We start from the raw sequence: 20228 nt of genomic DNA on the forward strand, positions 1-20228 counted from the left end.
CATCACCGGCACCAACGATGGCGCCACCATCAGCGGCGATGTTCTGGGGGCGGTGACCGAGGACAATAGCGCCCCGCTGCTGACCGACACCGGCAGCCTCAGCGTGGCCGATGTGGATCAGGGCGAGGATGTCTTCGACACCGGCAGCGTCACCGACACCACCGTCGGCGGTGGCCTTGGCAGCCTGAGCATCACCGCCGCCGGCACCTGGACCTACGAGGTGGCCAACGCCGATGTGCAGTACCTGGGCGCCGGGGACACCCGCGTCGAGACCTTCGAGGTGAGCTCGGTCGATGGCACCGCCACCGAAACCGTGACCATCACCATCACCGGCACCAACGACGCGCCGGTACTGAGCGTCGATACCGACGGGGCGGTGACCGAGGATGCGGTCACGCCGGACCTGACCGACAGCGGCGTGCTGAGCTTCAGCGACGTCGACACCAGCAACCTCCACAACGTCAGCGTCAGCGACAACGCCGATGCGGTGTGGAGCGGCGGCGCTCTGAGCCCGGCGCAGATCAGTGCGCTGACCAGCGGCTTCACCGCCGACAGCAACTCCTGGGACTACACGGTGGCCAATGCTGCCACCCAGTTCCTGGCCCTGAGCGAGACGGTCACCTTCAGCTATGACGTGACCGTGACCGACAACGACGGCGGCAGTGACACCGCGACCGTCACCGTGGTCATCACCGGCAGCAATGACGCGCCGACCGTGACGGGGCTGGTGATTACGGAGAGCTCGATCAGCTTTACAGCCAATGATGTCGATGTAAGTGATGCTCTGACGTTGGCGGGCCCGTTTGCCGCTGCGTTTGGCAACCCGCCAGTCAACAATGGTACGACTACGACACTGACGCCTACTCAGCAGGCAGGGGGCGTTTCGGGGACCTTGCAGGTTACAGATGGAAGCACCACAGCAGCGGTTGTGGGGCTCTACCTTGGCACAAGTGCGGGTGATACAGCTTTCGCACCGCTTGCAGGGTCGCCGAACGCGATGTACGGATTCGGTGGTGCCGACACTCTGACGGGCGGCACTGCAGCGGACAGCATCTTCGGCGGGGCTGACGGTGACACGCTGACCGGCGGTGGTGGGGCTGACAACGTGTTTGGTGGCACGGGCAATGACAGGATCACAATGCTGGTTACGACCGGTGATGTGGACACGATCGACGCTGGTTCAGACAACGACACGCTGCTGCTCAATGGTACCGTACCTGGAAGCGGAGTGGTGGTTGCGGATCTTTCCGTGGCCGATCAGATCGTCTCGATTGGTGGCGTGGCTGATGTGCTGGCCCAGTCGAACTTCGAGAACCTTGATGCCTCGGGGTTGGGCAGTTCGCTCACTGCGACTGGCAGTGCCGTGGCGAACATCATTGTTGGCTCCAACGGCAACGATACAATCAACGGCGGTGACGGTGCAGACAGCCTCTACGGCGGTGCGGGTAATGACACGCTGACGGACTCCGAGGCGGTCCAGAGCCAGGTGACGACGCTGACCTTCAACGTCAGCGGATATGACACTGGCGATGTGGTGTCGATAACGGTGGACGGGGTGACCTACAGCCACACGGTGCTGTCGACGGGCCGGACGGCTGAGCAGGTGTACGACGCGTTGAAAGCCGTGTCGGTGAGCGGCGTCACGCTGGCCAACAGCCTGGCGGCCAAGGGCGTGAGCTGGGCGGCGGACCTCAGCAGCAATGCGGTGACGCTGACCAGTAATCCGGGCGCGGACAACGCGTTCACTATTACCACTGGGACCAACAACGGTGCCGATGTCGGCGTTCCCTGGATCTACACGGTTGATTTCAACGACAGTGTTGGCAGCTTCTTCGGTGCTGCAGGGACTGAGAACATCACTATCACGATTGCTGGCACGCCATATGTGGGGACCTATGCCACGAATACCTTTAACTCCAATACGAATTTCGACAACGCCGCCGCCGATGTAGTGGCGGACATCAACGCGGTGCTGGGCGCCGGCACAGCGACCTACAACACCTCGAATAATACATTCACGATTACGATGCCCTCGTCAGTCGTGATTAATGCGACATCCACCAGCGATGACACCTCAGGCTCAGTCGTCAATACACAGGTTGGCAGCGCCGCTGCCGATCAACCGTCACCATCAGTCACCACCAGTCAGGTCGCTGCTGGTTCAGCCAGCAATGACACCCTGGCAGGCGGCGATGGCAATGACACCATCTCAGCTGGTGCGGGCAACGACAGCCTGTCTGGCGGCAACGCCGACGACGTGCTTACCGGTGGTGCAGGTGCGGACGTTATCGATGGTGGAGCAGGCAGCGACACCGCAAGCTACACAGGTAGTGCAGCGGCGGTCACGGTCAGCCTTGCGACTGGCACTGGCAGCGGTGGCGATGCCCAGGGCGACACGCTCGCGGCTATCGAGAACCTGATCGGTTCGGCCTTTGGCGACACGCTGACGGGCAATGCAGGCGCTAACACCATCTCGGGGGGAGCGGGCAACGACACCATCGAAGGTGGCTATGGTGCCGACAGCATCGACGGTGGTACGGATAACGACGTGCTGATGGACACCGAGGTGGTTCAAGGACAAGTGACGACACTGACCTTCAACGCGGGCGGATACGACACCGGCGATGTGGTGTCGATCACGGTGGACGGGGTGACCTACAGTCATACGGTGCTGTCGACGGGGCGGACGGCCGAGCAGGTCTACGATGCGCTGAAAGCCGTGTCAGTGAGCGGCGTTACGCTGGCCAACAGCCTGGCGGCCAAAGGTGTGAGCTGGGCGGCCAACCTCAGCAGCAATACCGTGACGCTGACCAGTAATCCGGACACGACCAATGCCTTCACGATCACGACTGCGACCAACAACGGCTCCGATGTTCTGACGCCTTGGGTGTACCGCGTCGACTTCAGCAATCCCGGCGACTTCGACACTAACGACATCATCCGCATCACGATCAATGGGACTACCTATTCGAGCGACGGCAGCAACTCTGGGGGCAACGATACGTCGCGCTTCGACGACGCACAGGCCAGCCTGCTCGCCGTGCTGACTGGCGCAGGATTTACTGTCACGAACAACACGTCTAACGACACGTTCGATATCACGATCAACACCAGTGCCACGATCAGCGGGGCCGTTATTGTGGATGGCTCTACCGTGCAATCGCCAAGCGCAGCGGTCGTGACGTCCGGCTCGTTGCCGACCGATCAACCATCACCGTCAGTCACCACCAGTCAGGTCGCCACGGATGCTAGCAACGACATCCTGGCAGGCGGCGATGGCAACGACATCATCACGGCCGGAGCAGGTGACGACAGCTTGTCCGGCGGGGATGGTAGCGATGTGTTGACGGGCGGAGCAGGCGCCGACAGTCTGGATGGCGGTAACGGTGTCGATACATTCATATTCAACACCGGAGACACCGCTGTCACGATAGGAGGTTCAGGGGACACTGGGACCATTTCGGGCTACGACGTGATAAACGGTTTCGTCACTGGTGGTTCGGGCGACATTCTCGACCTGCCTGTCGTAGAAGCTGCGGCAGATACTGGTGACGTCAATGGAACAGATACCTCGCTGATGATCGGGGGCAACACCGTCGAAGGGCACAATGTTACCAATGGCATCGTAACCTTCTACGGTGACGATAACGCTGATAGCCAGCTCCTGGCCGTCACCTCCGCAGGCAGTCTCGCCGCTGCGATGCAATATCTCTTGGCGAGCGACATTGGCAGCGCAGGCTCCACCATTGCATTCACCACTTCCGGCGGCTTTGGCACGCACAGTTTCGTCTATCAGCAAACTACGAGCTCCAATGGGAATACCGGCGGATACACGCTGATTCAGCTTTCCGGGGTGACGCTGACTGACATCAGCCAGGCCAATGTGGCTCCGGCCGGTATTGCGGGTGAGCCGATCAATCTCGCGCTTAGCAATCCTGCTGATCATGTAGGGCTGATCACGGTGAACATCTCCGGCGTACCGGCGGGCTGGGGTATCAGTGAGGGCACCGATAACGGCGATGGAACCTGGTCGGTGCAAACAGACGACGTAACCGCGCTGACAATTACCACGACAGATGACTTCAGTGGCGCCGTCTCTTTGCAGATGTCGCAAACCTGGACCGACGCCAGTGGCGACACAGGACTCGTGATGATCACCAACAATGTCGAAGCCTACGCCCCCGGCTCGCCGATCTTTGCGTTGTCCCAGGATGACAACCTGAGCGGCTCGTCCGGTGCCGATACCTTCGTGTTCGCCCAGCCCATCGCCCACAACCAGGTCTATGGCTTCGATGTGGCGGCCGACCGGCTGGATCTGATCGGGTTTGGCACAGGCCTGGACTTCGCCAGCCTGCAGATCGCAGGCGATGGTCAGGGCAATGCCGTCATCACCCTGGGCCCTGACTCCAGCATCACATTGCGCGGGGTGGATGCCGGGGCGCTGGGGGCGGCTAACTTCGTGTTCGACCTGGCCCCAGAGATGAGCAACAGCGGCACCATGATGCTGCACGATGGCGCCATGCTGCCGCTGGGGGGCTTCCTCGACAACAGCGGCAGCGTTCTCCTCGATTCTCACGGCCAGACAACCCGTCTGGAAGTGCTGGTCGAGCACCTCACTCTGCGCGGCGGTGGTCAGGTGGTGCTGTCAGACAACCCGACCAACCTGATCGTCGGCAGCTCGCCGCAGTCACGCCTGGTGAACGAGAACAACACCATCTCGGGCGCCGGCCAGCTGGGTGGCGGGCAGCTGATGCTGGCGAATGCGGGCCTCATCCTGGCCAACGGCCTGCATGCCCTGCTGCTGGATACCGGCAACAACGTCATCGACAACAGCGGCACCCTGGCAGCGACGGGGGCGGAGGGCATGACGGTGGCCAGCGCGCTGGATAACAGCGGACACCTGTGGGCCAACGGTGGCGATCTGCGCCTGCTCGGGGATGTGACGGGCGGCGGCAGTGCCACCATCGACGGCGATGGGACTCTCGCCTTCGGCGGGGCGGCCCGGCTTGGCAGCGTGGCCTTCCATGGTGACGGGGCAGGTACCCTGGCGGTCGAGGCGGATGATGCCATGTCGCTTGGCACTATCCTCGGCCTGGAGCAGGAGGACGGGCTGCTGCTGAGCGATCTGATCTTCGGCGCCGATACCCGGCTCAGCTACAGCGCCAGTGCCGATGGCACCGGCGGCTTGCTGACGGTGAGCGACGGCACCCAGAGTGCCGCACTCCGGCTGCTTGGCCACTACTCGGAAGGGGACTTCCTTCTGGCCGGGGAGGCGGATGGCAGCGTCAAGGTTGGCTATGGTGGCGCCGCCAGCGGTACCCTGGTAGGTACCATGGAGGACGACGATCTGCAGGGGGGCGCCGGCAACGACATCCTGGTGGGCAGGGCAGGGAGCGACCTGCTGCACGGCGGCAGTGGCGCCGATACGTTCGCCTGGCTGCAGGGGGACCTCGAGGCCGGCAAGGTGACCTTGGACTATGTGGCTGACTTCAATCAGGGGGAGGGCGACAGGCTGGACTTGAGTGATCTGCTGGATCAGGATGGCAGCCAGACGATGGATTCCCTGAAGAGCCTGCTCTCCATGGTGCAGGAGACAGACGGGATCCATCTGCAGGTGCAGGACACCACCACCCATCAGGTGGCGCAGGACATAGTGCTGATGAACCACAGCTTCGGCTCCCTGACGGGGGATGCGAGCAGCACTGCCTCCCAGGTGATCGACTACCTGCTGAGCAACCACAGGCTTGATATCGACAACCCGTAAACAGGAAGAGACGGGGAGAACAGCGGCGGGTCATCCCGCCGCTTTTTTATCTGCCCCATTGCCCGGCGATAAAAGGGGGAGGCAAGGTGCTCGTCAGGGAGGGGGCGCTCAGGGAGGGCCGAGGCCCGGGCTGTACCTCAATGGACTCGGCACGACGAGAGCGACTGGCCAGGTTTCGGCTCCTCGACCCTTGACCTTCGACTCCGCGAGGGCGAGTGTCAGGCAGGGATCAGCCGCCCACCAGCTTGACTTGAAAGCCGGCTTTCTCCAGCTCGGCCCTGATAAGGTCCCGTTTGTCCCCCTGGATCTCGATGATCCCCTCCTTGAGGCCGCCGCCGGTGCCGCACTTCTTCTTGAGCAGGGTGGCGATGGTTTTCTGCTGTTCGGCCGGCACGCCGTGAATGGTGATGACACCGGCGCCCTTGCGCCCCTTGGTCTCGCGGCGGATGCGCACGACCCCGTCGGCGGGGAAGGGGGAGGCGCTCTGTATGGGGGCGGATTCCTTGATCATGCCGCCGTCCGTGCTGTAGACCAGGCGGCTGTTGTTGTCGTGACTCATGGCAATACTTTGTCGGTTAGCTAAGCGGAGTTTGATTTTACGCAAATAAATGTTGAGGGCACAGCTTATAATCCTCCCCACTAAAAGCGAATTATTCTTGTTTAACTTCAGGAGCCCGTCATGGTACTCACAGAGTTGTCGCCGGGGCAGCGTGCTCGTATCAAGAACATGAACCAGCTTGGCCGCGCCCTGCGACGCAAGCTGATGGTGATGGGGCTCCTGCCCCAGACCGAGATCCTCTATCTGCGGGCGGCCCCCCTGGGGGATCCGCTCCAGATCCAGTGCCAGGGCATCTGCCTCTCCATGCAAAAGAGCCTGGCCCAGCAAATCGAGGTCGAACCGGTATGAACTACTCCCTGGTAACCGTAGGCAACCCCAACAGCGGCAAGACCTCGCTGTTCAACGCCCTGACCGGTGCCCGCCAGCAGGTGGGCAACTGGAGCGGGGTCACCGTCGACAAGAAGATGGGCGAGTTTTCCGCCAAGGGGCAGGATTACACCCTGATGGACTTGCCCGGTATCTACTCCCTGGCCAATCAGGAGGCGAGCCTGGACGAACAGATCGCCAGCCGCTTCGTGCAGGGCCAGCAGCCGGACCTGCTGCTCAACGTCATCGATGCCGCCAACCTGGAGCGCTCCCTCTATCTCACCCTGCAACTGCGGGAGCTGGGCCTGCCCATGGTGGTGGTGCTCAACAAGATGGATCTGCTGCAAAAACGCCGCATCACCATAGACGAGGGGCTGCTCGGCCAGGCGCTCGGTTGCCCGGTGGTGTCGCTCTCGGCCCACAATCGCCAGCAGGTGGCGGCCTTCAAGGAGCAGATCCACCAGTTCATCGGCCAGCCCCAGCCCGCCCTGGTGCTCGATTACGGTCAGCCGCTGGAAGGCGACATCGCCGAGCTCGAGACCCTGCTCGCCCCCCACCACCTCAGTGACCGCGGCCGTGCCCTGCGCCTGCTGGAGGAAGACGTTGCCATGCAGGAGACGCTGGCGGCGGGTCAGCAGGCGGCGGCCGACAACGTGGTGAGCCGTGCCCACCACGCCCAGGACATCGATCTGCAACTGGCAGATCTGCGCTACGGCCACATCCACCACTGGTGCCAGCAGGCGTGCCGTCAACAGGGCAAGCTCACCGTCGCCCAGAGCGAGCGGCTGGACAGGGTGCTGCTCAACCGCTGGGTGGGGATCCCCTTCTTCCTGCTGGTGATGTACCTGATGTTCATGTTCGCCATCAAGGTGGGCAGCGCCTTCATCGATTTCTTCGACATCCTGGGGGGCGCTCTGTTCGTGGACGGAGTGCACCACCTGCTGGGGCTGGTGTCGGCCCCCGACTGGCTGGGGGCCGTGCTGGCTGACGGCGTCGGCGCCGGTCTGCAGACGGTGGCGACCTTCATCCCCGTGGTGGGCTGCCTCTTCCTGTTCCTCGCCGTGCTGGAGAGCTCGGGCTATCTGGCCCGCGCCGCCTTCGTGGTGGATGCCCTGATGCGTCGCCTCGGGCTGCCCGGCAAGGCTTTCGTCCCCATGCTGATGGGCTTTGGCTGCACCGTGCCCGCGGTGATGGCGACCCGCACTCTGGGGTCGGAGCGCGAGCGGCTGATGACCTCGGCCATGGCGCCCTTCATGTCCTGCGGCGCCCGGCTGCCGGTCTATGCCCTGTTCGCGGTGGCCTTCTTCCCTGCGTCGGGCCAGAACCTGGTGTTTGGCCTCTACCTGCTCGGCATACTGGTGGCCGTGCTCACCGGCCTCTTCCTGCGCAGCACCCTGCTGCCGGGCAAGAGCGACTCCATGGTGATGGAGATGCCGGACTACGAGTGGCCCCGTCCTGTGGATGTGGGGCTGCGCACCTGGCAAAAACTCAAGGCCTTCATCTTCGGCGCGGGCAAGACCATAGTGCTGATGGTGGCGGTGCTGAGCGTGCTCAATTCGCTGGGCACCGACGGCAGCTTCGGCAACCAGGATCAGGAGAACTCGGTGCTGAGCAAGATCAGCCAGTCGGTGACCCCGGTACTGCACCCCATCGGAATACGTGAGGAGAACTGGCAGGCCACGGTCGGCATCCTCACCGGCATCTTCGCCAAGGAGGCGGTGGTCGCCACCCTCAACAGCCTCTATGCCGGCAGCACCGGTGACGAGGAGGAGAGTGAATACTCCCTGCTCGGCAGCCTGAAGGAGGCGCTGGCCACCATTCCCGCCAACCTGGCGGACATCGACCCCGCCGATCCCATGGGGCTCAAGGTCGGGGAGCTGGCCGATCAGCAGGCGGCCGCCGAGGCCCAGGAGGTGGATACCTCCACCTATGGCAACATGCAGACCCACTTCGACGGGGCGGCCGGTGCCTTCGCCTACCTGCTGTTCGTGCTGCTCTACATGCCCTGCGCCGCCGCCATGGGCGCCCTGGTGCGGGAGACCGGTCGTCAGTGGGCCCTGTTCACCGCCGCCTGGTGCAACTACATGGCCTTCATGTGCGCCACCCTCTTCTACCAGCTGGCGACCTTTGCCGCTCACCCCGAGCAGAGCCTGCTCTGGACCCTGAGCTACGGGCTCTCCCTGGCGCTGCTGTGGTGGTTCGGTCGCCGCCACGGGGACATAGTCGCCCGCAAGGTGGTGACCCTGTGAGGGCGCAAGCGAGGGGATGTCCCCATCAAGAGGAGGTCACGCCATGATATTGCGAGAGCTGGGTGATTATCTGGCGGCGCAGCAGAGGGTGAGCCGGCGGGAGCTGGCCCGCCACTTCCACACCTCGGAGGATGCGGTGGAGGCCATGCTCGGCGTCTGGATGCGCAAGGGCCGCGTCACCAAGCGGGAGACCCGGGTGTGCGGCGGCAGTTGCTGCGGCAAGAGCGAGGAGGTGATGTTCGAGTGGTGCGAACCCGGCCGGATCGGCCTGGTACAGCAGCGCTGAGCGCATTGTCGCCAGAGAGCGTCAGCTGACAACAAGAGACCCGCCACTGGCGGGTCTTTTTTTTTTGTCTGTTGCCGACATGGCGGGAGGGCCGCTCGGGCCATCACAGCCTGGCCAGCATCGCCTGGGTGACCAGCACTATGCCCTGCTCGGAGCGATAGAAGCGGCGGGCATCCTCGCAGGCGTTCTCCCCCACCACCAGCCCTTCCGGCAACCGGCAACCCTTGTCGATCACCACCCGGCGCAACCGGCAGCCGGCCCCTATCTCGACCCCGGGGAAGATCACCGCCTGATCCAGGGTGCAGAAGGAGTCGACCCGCACGTTGTTGAACAGCACAGAGCTCACGATGAAGGAGCCGCTGACTATGGTGCCGCCGGCGAACAGGGAGTTGATGGTCATGCCGTGCTGGCCGTTCTGATCCTGCACGAACTTGGCGGGGGCCGTCATCTTCTGGCTGGTCCAGATGGGCCAGTCCTGATCGTAGATGTCGAGCTCGGGGGTCACCGAGGCGAGATCCATGTTCGCCTCCCAGAAGGAGTCCACAGTCCCCACATCGCGCCAGTAGGGGCGTTTCTGCGGGCAGCAGCCGACGCAGGAGAGGCTGAACGGATGGGCATAGGCGGTGCCCTCCTTGACCACCCGCGGGATCACGTCCATGCCAAAATCATGGTGGGACTGCGGGTTGGCGAGATCCTCTTCCAGCAGTTGATAGAGGTAGTCGGCATCGAAGATGTAGACCCCCATGGAGGCCAGCGCTGTGTCGGGTTTGCCCGGCATGGCGGGCGGGTCGGCGGGCTTCTCGACGAAGGCGTTGATCTTGCGGCTCTCGTCCACCGCCATCACGCCGAAGGCGCTGGCCTCCTGGCGCGGCACTTCGATGCAGGCCACCGTCACCCGGCTGCCCAGGTTGACGTGATCGAGCAGCATGGCGGCGTAATCCATCTTGTAGATGTGATCCCCCGCCAGCACCACCACATATTTGGGGCCGTGCTCGCGAATGATGTCCATGTTCTGGTAGACCGCATCGGCGGTGCCGCGATACCAGCTGACCTCGTCAATGCGCTGCTGGGCTGGCAGCAGCTCGATGAATTCGTTCATCTGGTAGCGCAGGAAGGACCAGCCCGACTGCAGGTGACGCAGCAGACTGTGGGACTTGTACTGGGTGACCACGCCGATCCGGCGGATCCCGGAGTTGATGCAATTGGAGAGGACGAAGTCGATGATGCGGAACTTGCCGCCAAAATGAACGGCCGGTTTTGCCCTGTTGTCCGTCAACTGCTGGAGCCGACTGCCTCGCCCCCCGGCTAACACCAACGCCATGGTCTCGTTCAATAACTGTCTGGACCTTGCTGTGTTGGCTGGTTGTAACAACATTGAATACCCCTTTATTGATATACCTCCTCAATGGTGCCTCCTTTGAGGCCTTCTTGAAAGGGTTTTCAACCCGGGTGGGGATTCAAACTGATTTTTTTGTCATTTATGTGAGCGCGCGCCATTGCCCATCAGGGGAGGGTTCGGTGTGTGGTCGAATAAAGGACTGAGGGCAGCGCGAAGGGAGAGGGACCCGCCGTGCTCTTGTTGAACACCCGGCCGCGACGGCGGCCGGGTGTGGCGGGGGAGGGCCGCGCCTGACTAGAAGAGATCGTTGTTATCATCCTTGGTGGGCTCCAGGCTCCAGCCGCTGGCCGCCGCACTGTTGCCTATCTGCCCCTTCTCGCGCCAGAGTTTTATCTTGAGGCGCAGGTTGTTCTGGGAATCTGCGTTCTTGACCGCCTCTTCTTCGTCTATCACCCCCTCCACCACCAGATCGAACAGGGTGCTGTCGAAGGTGACCATGCCAAGGGCCCTGGATTTCTCCATGATCTCCTTGAGGCCGCCAAACTCGCCGCGCTTGATGAGATCGCGAATGGTGTGGGTGCCGAGCATCACCTCCACCGCCGCCCGGCGGCCGCCCTCTGTGGTCTTCACCAGCCGCTGGGAGACGAAGGCCTTGAGGTTGTTGCCAAGATCGTTGAGCAGCTGGGGCCTGCGCTCCTCGGGGAAGAAGTTGATGATGCGGTCCAGCGCCTGGTTGGCGTTGTTGGCGTGCAGGGTGGAGATGGCCAGATGCCCGGTCTCGGAGAAGGCCAGGGCATGCTCCATGGTCTCCCGGTCGCGAATTTCCCCGATGAGGATGACGTCCGGCGCCTGGCGCAGGGTGTTCTTCAGGGCCGCGTGGAAGCTGCGGGTATCCACCCCCACCTCCCGCTGGTTGATGATGCTCTTGCGGTGGCGATGGACGAACTCCACCGGATCCTCGATGGTGATGATGTGGCCGCCGCTGTTGCGGTTGCGATGGTCGATGAGGGCCGCGAGCGAGGTGGACTTGCCAGAGCCGGTACCGCCGACGAAGAGCACCAGGCCGCGCTTCTCCATGATGGTGTCGAGCAGCACGGGGGGGAGCTTCAAGTCCTCGAAGCGGGGGATCTCGGTCTTGATGTTGCGCGCCACCAGGGAGACCTCGTTGCGCTGCTTGAAGATGTTGACCCGAAAGCGGCCTATCTGGGGCAGGGAGATGGCGAGGTTCATCTCCAGCTCCTTCTCGAACTGCTGCTTCTGCTCCGAGTCCATGAGCTCGGCGGCTATCCTGGCCACCTCGCCCGGCTCGAGCGGCACCTCGTTCAGGGGGCGCAGGGCGCCGTTGAACTTGGCGCAGGGGGGGGCGCCGGTGGAGAGATAGAGGTCGGAGCCATCCTGCTTGGCCAGGATCTGTAGCATGTCTCGCAATTCCATGTGTTGCCTCGTCACTCAAAGAAATAGGGGGAGCAATGTGCTTGAGTGTACAGCCTCAGGCACCGGTCAGTTTCTCGCGAAACACAAAAAACACCGCGCCCAGGATGCACAGGCCGGCCCAGAGGTAGTCCCACTTCAGGTCCTCCTTCAGATAGAAGATGGAGAAGGGGACGAACACGGTGAGGGTGATCACCTCCTGCAGGATCTTGAGCTGACCGACCGAGAGCACCGTATGGCCGATGCGGTTGGCGGGCACCTGCAGCAGGTACTCGAACAGGGCGATCCCCCAGCTCACCAGGGCGGCGATGATCCAGGGTTTGTGGTTCATGCTCTTGAGATGGGCATACCAGGCGAAGGTCATGAAGACGTTGCTGCAGATCAGCAGACCGATACTGGTGATGATAGGGTTCATTAGGTTCTCCTTTGAAATCAATGCATTTTATCTCGACTCCACGGGTTTCCATAAGTGGGGCTTGAGGGTATTTTTAACCCACAAGGATGTGGCAACAGAAGGTTGAAACTGGATGGGCAAGACAAGCTGGGGAGTGCTTGGTCTGTTGTTTGCCTGTATGACGCCCGTTACCGCGATGGCGAACGGAGCGCCAACCCTGACGGTGGTGACCGATGTCTGGCCCCCGTTTCGCATGCTCGCGCAGAACGACGAGTTCCATGGTCTGGATATCGACATTCTGCGCCAGCTGCAGGCTCGCAGCGGCATAGTGCTCACCCTCAAGCGGGTGCCCTGGGGACGGGCACTCAAGCAGATGCAGACAGGTCAGGCGGACTTGATGATAGGGTTGGCCCACACGCAAGAGCGGGCGGCCTTCATCGATTACCTGCAACCTGCCTATTACCAGTGCAGGCCGGCCTTCTACGGCAAGGCGGCGGCGGTGGCTACCCTGAAAACCTACGAGGATCTGCGCGGCAGGGAGATAGGCTATGTGCTCAACTCCGCCTATTTCGCCCCCTTCGACGACGACGGCCAGCTCGACAAGCACGGGGTGCCCACCGAGGATCAGTTGCAGCGCATGGTGGAGCGGGGTCATCTGCCCCTGATGATAGGCACCGACTGCCAGGTGGATTACGCCCTGAGTCAGCGCAACGACGCCGGCCTCATCAAGGCGGACTACCGCCCGCCCCACCCCGTGGTGCTCTACCTGGGCATGAGCAAGCACTCACCCCACCATGCGCTCGGGCCTGCACTGGCGCAGGCGTTGCAGTCCATGGTGGAGAGCGGCGAGATAGCGACGCTGGCCAAGCCTTACCAGCCTTGACCTTGGGTGGTAACGCGCTGTTATCATGCAGCTTTCCTGCTGGCCCCCGGTTCGGGGGCAGCACCTGTCTCATTTCGGGGATCCCGCGTGTATCTCGCTCTCATCCACCGCCAGCAGCGCTGGCAGCGCCACTGGTTGCTCGCCCTATCGCTGCTCGTGCTCTCCCTCTTCCTGCTCTCCCTTGCCCTGGGGGAGTTCGTGCTGCTGCCCTGGCAACCCCTGGGGGAGCTGGAGCTGCGCATCCTGCTGGAGCTGCGGCTGCCGCGCGCCCTGCTGGCCCTGCTGGCGGGAGCGGCACTCGCCTGTGGTGGCGCCGTGCTGCAGGTGATGCTGCACAACCCTGTGGCCGAACCCGGCCTGCTCGGCGTCTCGAGCGGGGCTGGCCTCGCCGCCATGGTGGCGATGGCGGTGGCCAAGTCCCTCGGTGTCTACCTGCCGGGCTGGGGGCTGTCCCTCGCGGCCTTCGGCGGCGCCCTGGTGGTGACCATGCTGCTCATCCATCTGGCGCGCCGGGCCCGGCTCGGCCACACCCGGTTGCTGCTGTTCGGGGTGGCCATCGGCATCCTCACCAATGCGGCCATGACCTGGCTGATGTACTTTGCCGACGACGGCTCACTGCGGGAATTCATGTTCTGGATGATGGGCAGCCTCTCCTATGGCAGCCAGCAGCTCGCCTGGTGGTGGCTGGTGCTGCCGCTCACCCTCGGCTGGCTCTGCTGGCAGGGCCGGGCGCTGCAACAGCTGCTGCTGGGGGAGACCCAGGCCAGGCTGATGGGGATGAACGTGGACCGCATGCGGGTGCGGCTGGTGCTGGCGGTCTGCCTGCTCACCGGGGTGGCTGTGTCCCTGTGCGGTGTCATCGGCTTCGTCGGCCTGGTGGTGCCTCACCTGCTGCGGCTGTGCGGCGGCAGCGATCAGCGCTTCCTGCTGCCCGCCTCGGCGCTCGGCGGCGGCGCCCTGCTGCTTGGCGCCGATCTGGTGGCGCGTTCGGCCCTTCATGCCGGTGAGCTGCCCATCGGCGTCATCACCGCCTCGGTCGGGGCGCCGCTCTTTATCTACCTGCTGCTGAGGCAAGATGCCGATGTCTCCCGTTAACTCCTCCCCCGATCCCCTCTGGCTGCTGGAGGCGCGGGCCCTCGGGATCCCCGCGCGGCTCTCCCCCCTGGATCTCGCCTGGGCGGGGGGCCAGCTGGTGGCCCTGCTCGGCCCCAACGGCAGCGGTAAGTCGACCCTGCTCGGCGCCCTGGCGGGCATTCTGCCCGCCGAAGGGGTCGTGCTGCTGGGAGGGGAAGTGCTCACTGACCTGAGCTGGCCGGAGCTGGCCAGGCGCCGCGCCATGCTGCCCCAGCGTCAGCCCCAGCTGTTCCATATCCCGGTGTTCCAGGTGCTGAGCCTGGGACTGGATGAGGAGGGGTTGCCCGAGGCACAGGGCAGGGCGGTGGCCGAGATCTGCGCCGCGCTGGAGCTGGATGCCCTGCTGGCGCGGGACTTCAGCCGTCTCTCTGGCGGGGAGCAGCAGCGGGTGCTGATCGCCCGCACCCTGCTGCAACTGTGGCCAGGCCTCAACACCGATGGGCGGGTGCTGCTGCTGGACGAGCCCCTGGCGGGACTGGATCTGCACCATCAGCTGGCCCTGCTGCGGCTGCTCAAGCAGCTGGCCGGGCAGGGGTTGCTGGTGGTGATCGCCATCCACGACATCAACCTGGCCATCGACTGGGCGGATCGCATCCTCTGCCTGCAACAGGGTCGGGTGGTGAGCGAGGGGGGTGTGGAGGTCATCGACGAAGCCTTGCTGGAGCGGGTGTTCCAGATCAAGACGGATCGCGTCGAGGCGGCCGGCCGCACCTGGTTTATGCCGAGCCTGTGAGGCGGGCTTCCCCCTCATCCCCAGCCCTTCTCCCATTCTTTTAAAATAAGTGGGGGAAGGGAGCCGATCCCTATGCTGCGGATACAGCATTGATAACCTGCAGAGGCTGAGTGAAGCCAAGGGCGAGGGAGTCACCGTGGAAATGAAAAGAGCCAGGCATCCGTGATGCCTGGCTCTTTGAATGGGTAGATAGCGCGTTGAGCGGTGGCTCAGGCTTTCTGCTTGTCCAGCCGCACCTGAGCCGCCTCGGCCAGCATGGCCAGCAGGGTCTCGGTGTCTTCCCACGCACGACAGCCAGGCATCCGTGATGCTCTGGCCCAAGGAGGATGACGCAGCCGTTAACCCTGGCGGGTTTTCTCCAGCCGCACCTGGGCCGCTTCGGCCAGCATGGCCAGCAGAGTCTCGGTGTCTTCCCACGACAGGCAGGCATCCGTGATGCTCTGGCCGAAGGTGACGGCGCAGCCGTTCTCCACGTCCTGCCGCCCTTCCACCAGGAAGCTCTCGGCCATGATGCCGGCGATGCCGGTGCGGCCGCGGCGCAGCTGATCGCAGATATCCTGCGCCACCAGCAGCTGGCGACGGTGATCCTTCATGCTGTTGCCGTGGCTGAAGTCCACCACCAGGCGCTCGGGCAGGCCCACGTCGGCCAGGGCCTCACAGGCCTCGTCTATGCTGGCGGTGTCGTAGTTCGGCCTGTGGCCGCCACGCAAGATCACGTGGCCATAGGGGTTGCCGGCGGTACGGTAGATGGTCATCTTGCCGTCCTTGTCCGGGGAGTAGAAGATGTGGCTGTGGCGGGCGGCGCGCACTGCATCGATGGCGATCCGGGTGTTGCCGTCGGTGCCGTTCTTGAAGCCCACCGGGCAGGAGAGGGCGGAGGCCATCTCGCGGTGCACCTGGGATTCGGTGGTGCGCGCGCCTATGGCGCCCCAGGTGATGAGGTCGCTGATGTACTGGCCGGTCACCATGTCGAGGAATTCGGTGGCGGTGGGCATGCCCATCTCGTTGATGTCCACCAGCAGCTGGCGGGCCAGCTTCAGCCCTTCATTCACGTCGAAGCTGCCGTCGAGGCGGGGATCGTTGATCAGCCCCTTCCAGCCGACGATAGTGCGCGGCTTCTCGAAGTAGGTGCGCATCACAATGCACAGACTCTCTTTATACTGCTCGCGCAGGGTGTTGAGGCGCTGGGCGTATTCGCGGGCGGCGGCCGGATCGTGGATGGAGCAGGGGCCGACGATGACCAGCAGGCGCTGATCCTCACCGGCCAGAATGGCTTCTACATCGTGGCGGGCATCCAGCAGGTTCTGGGCGACGGTGTCGTTTAACGGGAAGGCGTGCGCCAGCTCGCTCGGAGTGATCAGGGACTCCAGGCGACGGGTGCGCAATTCATCGGTGTGAATGGACATACGACTCTATTCTCGAGTGAATAAGGGGGGCGGGATGCCAAAATGCAAGGGGATAAAATAAAGCAAAAATCCCCCGATGGAAACCTTGGGAGGCTCTGATAGGATGTGAGCCTAAAAGCCATTTCAAATGAGGTAGTTATCGTGGCAAAGCCAGGCGCGACCGGGGTTACCCGCATCATCAACGCAACCGGTTACAGCATGAAGGGTCTCAAATCGGCCTGGATTAACGAGGCAGCCTTCCGTCAGGAGCTGGTGCTTGTCTTGGCTCTGATGCCGCTGGCCGGCTGGCTCGGCAACTCCCTCAACGAGATCCTGCTGCTCATCTGCATCAGCTGGCTGGTGGTGATCGTCGAGGTGCTCAACTCCGCCATCGAGGCGGTGGTGGATCGCATCGGCTCCGAGCATCACGAGCTGTCGGGGCGCGCCAAGGATCTCGGCTCCGCCGCCGTCTTCATCGCCCTGGCCCTCAATGCCATGGTGTGGGGCGCCTTGATTGGCCGCAATCTGCTGGGCTGGTGGTAGGTTAGGCCTCATTTTCTATCACGTATTTCCCCCCCCCTTTGGGAGAGGGCAGGGTGAGGGAGACCTCTTCTCCCCCTCATCCCCAGCCCTTCTCCCGCGAGGGGAGAAGGGAGCAGAAGAGACTGATAACATCCAAGCTCCGCATCATAAAAAAGCCCGTCATTTAGACGGGCTTTTTGCTGGCCTGGCGCCGGGCTCAGGGCATCAGTGCAGGATCCGGGCACGTATGGTGCCGTTGATCTCCTTGAGACGGGAGAGCGCCTTCTCGCTGTGCTCGGTTTCCACGTCGATCACCACATAGCCGATCTCGCTGCTGGTCTGCAGGTACTGGCCGGCGATGTTGATCCCCTCGTCGGCGAAGATCTGGTTGATCTGGTTCATGACGCCCGGCTGGTTGCGGTGGATGTGCAGCAGACGGCTGGAGCCCTTGTGGCCCGGCAGTGAGACTTCCGGGAAGTTGACGGCGGAGAGGGTGGAGCCGTTGTCTGAGTACTTGACCAGCTTGTTGGCCACTTCCAGACCTATGTTCTCCTGGGCCTCCTGGGTGGAGCCGCCGATATGGGGGGTCAAAATGACGTTGTCCAGGCCGCGCAGCGGGGTCAGGAACTCCTCGTCGTTGGACTTGGGCTCGCTCGGGAAGACGTCGATGGCGGCGCCGGAGAGGTGACCGCTCTTGATGACGTCGGCCAGGGCATCGATGTCCACCACGGTACCGCGGGAGGCGTTGATGAAGATGGCGCCCGGTTTCATCATGCGCAGCTGCTCGGCGCCGATGAGATCCTTGGTGGAGGCGGTCTCCGGCACGTGCAGGCTGATGACGTCAGACATGTTGAGCAGCTCCACCAGGTTCGGCACCTGGATGGCGTTGCCCAGCGAGAGCTTGTTCTCGATGTCGTAGTAGTAGACCTTCATGCCGATCATCTCGGCGATGATGCCAAGCTGGGTGCCGATGTGGCCGTAGCCTATGATGCCGAGCTTCTTGCCGCGGGCTTCGACGCTGCGGTTGGCGAGCTTCTCCCAGACGCCGCGATGGCACTTGGCGTTCTTCTCGGGGATGCCGCGCAGCAGCAGCAGTATCTCACCCAGCACCAGTTCGGCCACGGAGCGGGTGTTGGAGAAGGGGGCGTTGAAGACGGGAATGCCGCGCACGTGGGCGGCATCCAGGGATACCTGGTTGGTGCCGATGCAGAAGCAGCCGATGGCGACCAGCTTGCCGGCGGCATCCAGCACCTTCTCGGTGATCTGGGTGCGTGAACGCAGGCCCACGAAATGCACGTCACGAATGCGCTCGATCAGATCCTCTTCCGACAGTGAGGTCTTCAGATACTCGACATTGGTGTAGCCGGCTGCCCGAAAGGTCTCTACCGTGTTGGGATGCACCCCCTCCAGCAGCAGTACTTTGATCTTATCCTTGTCCAGCGAAAACTTGGCTGTCATGACGTTCCCTCTATTGTTTGAAAAATGCGTTCAGGCTTGCGGTGTGAAGAAAACCGTAAAGTAGCAAAAACGTTTGGGAGAGGGAATATTTGTGACGAAAGTCAAATTCTTTGAAGTTATCAACGTTTTTTGCAGCCTGCCTGGTGCAACCCATTGAGCCATAAATAGAAACGGCGCCATCAGGCGCCGTTGTCCATTCGTGGGGGCAATAATGGGTCTGGTGACCCCGCGAGCCCTCCCGCTGTCAGCCTTATTGCGTGACCACGCCCTCTGGCGTGCCAATCAATACCACGCCGACCATGGCAGATGCCTTATTGGGTGACGACCCCATCCGGAGTACCGATCAGTACCACGTCGGCGCCACGATGGGCGAACAGGCCGTTGGTGACCACGCCCACGATGGCGTTGAGCTGCACTTCCAGCCCTTTGGCGTCGGTGATGGCCATGCCCTTGACGTCCAGAATGATGTTGCCGTTGTCGGTCACCACACCCTCACGCCACACCGGGTTGCCACCCAGTTTCCTGATCTCGCGGGCCACGTATTCGCGGGCCATGGGGATCACCTCCACCGGCAGCGGGAACTGGCCCAGCACCTCGACTGTCTTGGTGTTGTCGATGATGCAGATGAACTGGTCGGCCACGGCCGCGACTATCTTCTCGCGGGTCAGGGCGGCGCCGCCCCCTTTGATCATGTCGCGGGTCCCGTTGATCTCGTCGGCGCCATCCACGTAGACGGAGAGGGCATCGATGTCGTTGAGGTCAAACACCGGGATGCCGAACCCCTTGAGGCGCTCGGTGGAGGCGATGGAGCTCGATACCGCGCCCTTGATCTCGTCCTTCATGGTCGCCAGTGCGTCGATGAAGTGATTGACGGTAGAGCCGGTGCCCACCCCGACTATGGTGCCGGGTACCACGTATTTGAGCGCAGCCCAACCGGCCGCCTTCTTCATTTCATCTTGAGTCATGATGGATCCTTATGGAAAAAGCGGGCGCATTATATCCAAGCATCCTGCCCAGAGCGACCATGGCGGTCACGTTCCGGGTCAAAAAGCCCCAAGATGTAAATCGTTTGCCTGTTTATTGAACCGAGGGGGCTGTGTTCCCCGTCAGGGTCATCCAAAGTGCCAGCTGCGGCTGGGGGTGATGATCTGGGGCAGCGGCACGTCCCACTGCGCCTGGGGCACGGACTCCACCTGCTGGCAGTCGTGGGCGAGCCCCAGAGGCCTTGGGCCCAGGCCGTGTTCGTGCCAGCAGGCCAGGGTGCGATCGTAATAGCCGCCCCCCATGCCGAGCCGGTTGCCCTCGGCATCGAAGGCCACCAGCGGGGTGCAGATGAGATCCAGCATGCTGTGGGGCAGCACCTGCTGCACATCGAGTTCGGGCTCGGCGATGCCATAGCGGTTGCGGGTCATGGGGCTGGTGGCGGTGTAGCGCAAGAAGAGCAGGTGACCCGGGGTGAAGGGGTGCAGCACCGGCAGGTAGACCTCCTTGCGCTGGCTCCAGAGCCAGTGAATGGCGGGCAGGGGATCGAGTTCGCCGTCATTGGCCAGATAGAGGGCGATGCGTCTGGCCGCCAGGATCTCGGTATGCTGCTGGAAGCGAAGGACCAGCTGCTGGGCCGCCGCCTGCTGCTCGGCCTGACTCAGGCTCTTTCTGCGCTGGCGTATGAGCTGGCGCAAGCTTTGGCGTTCGGGTTGGGTATCCGGCATGGGGGCTCCTTGACGA

The 20228-nt window shown here is 63.0% G+C and carries 16 protein-coding genes; 8 read left to right on the plus strand and 8 right to left on the minus strand.

Going from position 1 to position 20228, the window contains the following annotated elements:
* Positions 1-52: 52 nt before the first annotated feature.
* The gene (locus tag AC1IN8_RS20410) at positions 53-5764 is read left to right on the plus strand and encodes a beta strand repeat-containing protein (protein WP_479760395.1); all 5712 of its coding nucleotides are present in this window, start codon (positions 53-55) and stop codon (positions 5762-5764) included.
* Between the two features lie 229 nt (positions 5765-5993).
* Here AC1IN8_RS20410 and AC1IN8_RS20415 read toward each other — a convergent pair whose 3' ends face one another.
* Complete coding sequence (locus tag AC1IN8_RS20415; protein ID WP_479760397.1) at positions 5994-6323, minus strand: stress response translation initiation inhibitor YciH; 330 nt, start codon at positions 6321-6323, stop codon at positions 5994-5996.
* A gap of 120 nt (positions 6324-6443) precedes the next feature.
* On the opposite strand from AC1IN8_RS20415, the gene AC1IN8_RS20420 reads away from it, so the two are divergent.
* Genes AC1IN8_RS20420 through AC1IN8_RS20430 form a run of 3 tightly spaced genes read left to right on the plus strand, consistent with a single transcriptional unit; the run spans position 6444 to position 9224 of the window.
* Positions 6444-6671 (plus strand): FeoA family protein, encoded by a 228-nt coding sequence (locus AC1IN8_RS20420; RefSeq protein WP_171273620.1) that lies wholly within the window; start codon positions 6444-6446, stop codon positions 6669-6671.
* Positions 6668-8938 carry a Fe(2+) transporter permease subunit FeoB gene (gene feoB / locus AC1IN8_RS20425; RefSeq protein WP_479760400.1) on the plus strand — a complete coding sequence of 757 codons (2271 nt, stop codon included), beginning with the start codon at positions 6668-6670 and terminating at the stop codon, positions 8936-8938. The genes AC1IN8_RS20420 and feoB overlap by 4 nt, the downstream gene beginning before the upstream one ends.
* 43 nt (positions 8939-8981) lie before the next feature.
* Positions 8982-9224 (plus strand): FeoC-like transcriptional regulator, encoded by a 243-nt coding sequence (locus AC1IN8_RS20430; protein WP_139436654.1) that lies wholly within the window; start codon positions 8982-8984, stop codon positions 9222-9224.
* Positions 9225-9327: 103 nt separating this feature from the next.
* Here AC1IN8_RS20430 and glgC read toward each other — a convergent pair whose 3' ends face one another.
* The 3 genes from glgC to AC1IN8_RS20445 all read right to left on the minus strand — a co-directional run bounded on the left by glgC (position 9328) and on the right by AC1IN8_RS20445 (position 12409).
* Positions 9328-10599, minus strand: coding sequence for a glucose-1-phosphate adenylyltransferase (gene glgC / locus AC1IN8_RS20435; RefSeq protein ID WP_265436304.1), 1272 nt, complete (start codon positions 10597-10599; stop codon positions 9328-9330).
* 258 nt (positions 10600-10857) lie between these two features.
* Entirely contained in the window at positions 10858-11997 is a 1140-nt protein-coding gene (gene tapW, locus AC1IN8_RS20440; protein ID WP_139436659.1) for a type IVa pilus ATPase TapW, read from the minus strand.
* Between the two features lie 55 nt (positions 11998-12052).
* Entirely contained in the window at positions 12053-12409 is a 357-nt protein-coding gene (locus AC1IN8_RS20445) for a DMT family protein (protein ID WP_139436661.1), read from the minus strand.
* A 112-nt stretch (positions 12410-12521) separates the two neighbouring features.
* Between AC1IN8_RS20445 and AC1IN8_RS20450 the strand changes: the two genes are divergently transcribed.
* From AC1IN8_RS20450 to AC1IN8_RS20460, 3 genes are all read left to right on the plus strand, one after another.
* On the plus strand, positions 12522-13271 hold the full coding sequence (locus tag AC1IN8_RS20450) for a substrate-binding periplasmic protein (RefSeq protein ID WP_479760403.1): 750 nt from the start codon (positions 12522-12524) through the stop codon (positions 13269-13271).
* An 87-nt stretch (positions 13272-13358) separates the two neighbouring features.
* Complete coding sequence (btuC, locus tag AC1IN8_RS20455) at positions 13359-14366, plus strand: vitamin B12 ABC transporter permease BtuC (protein ID WP_479760405.1); 1008 nt, start codon at positions 13359-13361, stop codon at positions 14364-14366.
* Positions 14353-15138, plus strand: coding sequence for an ATP-binding cassette domain-containing protein (locus AC1IN8_RS20460; protein WP_319918086.1), 786 nt, complete (start codon positions 14353-14355; stop codon positions 15136-15138). Before btuC ends, AC1IN8_RS20460 begins: the two co-directional genes overlap by 14 nt.
* Before the next feature lie 338 nt (positions 15139-15476).
* On the opposite strand, the gene AC1IN8_RS20465 is transcribed toward AC1IN8_RS20460, so the two are convergent.
* Entirely contained in the window at positions 15477-16544 is a 1068-nt protein-coding gene (locus AC1IN8_RS20465; RefSeq protein WP_394293987.1) for a 3-deoxy-7-phosphoheptulonate synthase, read from the minus strand.
* 141 nt (positions 16545-16685) lie between these two features.
* Here AC1IN8_RS20465 and AC1IN8_RS20470 point away from each other — a divergent pair, with 141 nt between their 5' ends.
* On the plus strand, positions 16686-17066 hold the full coding sequence (locus tag AC1IN8_RS20470) for a diacylglycerol kinase (protein ID WP_479760407.1): 381 nt from the start codon (positions 16686-16688) through the stop codon (positions 17064-17066).
* Positions 17067-17270: 204 nt separating this feature from the next.
* On the opposite strand, the gene serA is transcribed toward AC1IN8_RS20470, so the two are convergent.
* The 3 genes from serA to AC1IN8_RS20485 form a co-directional block, all read right to left on the minus strand.
* A complete protein-coding gene (gene serA, locus AC1IN8_RS20475) occupies positions 17271-18503 on the minus strand; it encodes a phosphoglycerate dehydrogenase (RefSeq protein ID WP_139436667.1) in 1233 nt (410 codons plus the stop codon).
* Positions 18504-18814: 311 nt separating this feature from the next.
* On the minus strand, positions 18815-19468 hold the full coding sequence (gene rpiA / locus AC1IN8_RS20480) for a ribose-5-phosphate isomerase RpiA (RefSeq protein WP_025327396.1): 654 nt from the start codon (positions 19466-19468) through the stop codon (positions 18815-18817).
* A 147-nt stretch (positions 19469-19615) separates the two neighbouring features.
* Entirely contained in the window at positions 19616-20212 is a 597-nt protein-coding gene (locus AC1IN8_RS20485; RefSeq protein ID WP_479760409.1) for a 5-formyltetrahydrofolate cyclo-ligase, read from the minus strand.
* Positions 20213-20228 lie beyond the last annotated feature (16 nt).

The sequence above is a fragment of the Aeromonas sp. 130281 genome (assembly GCF_056642115.1).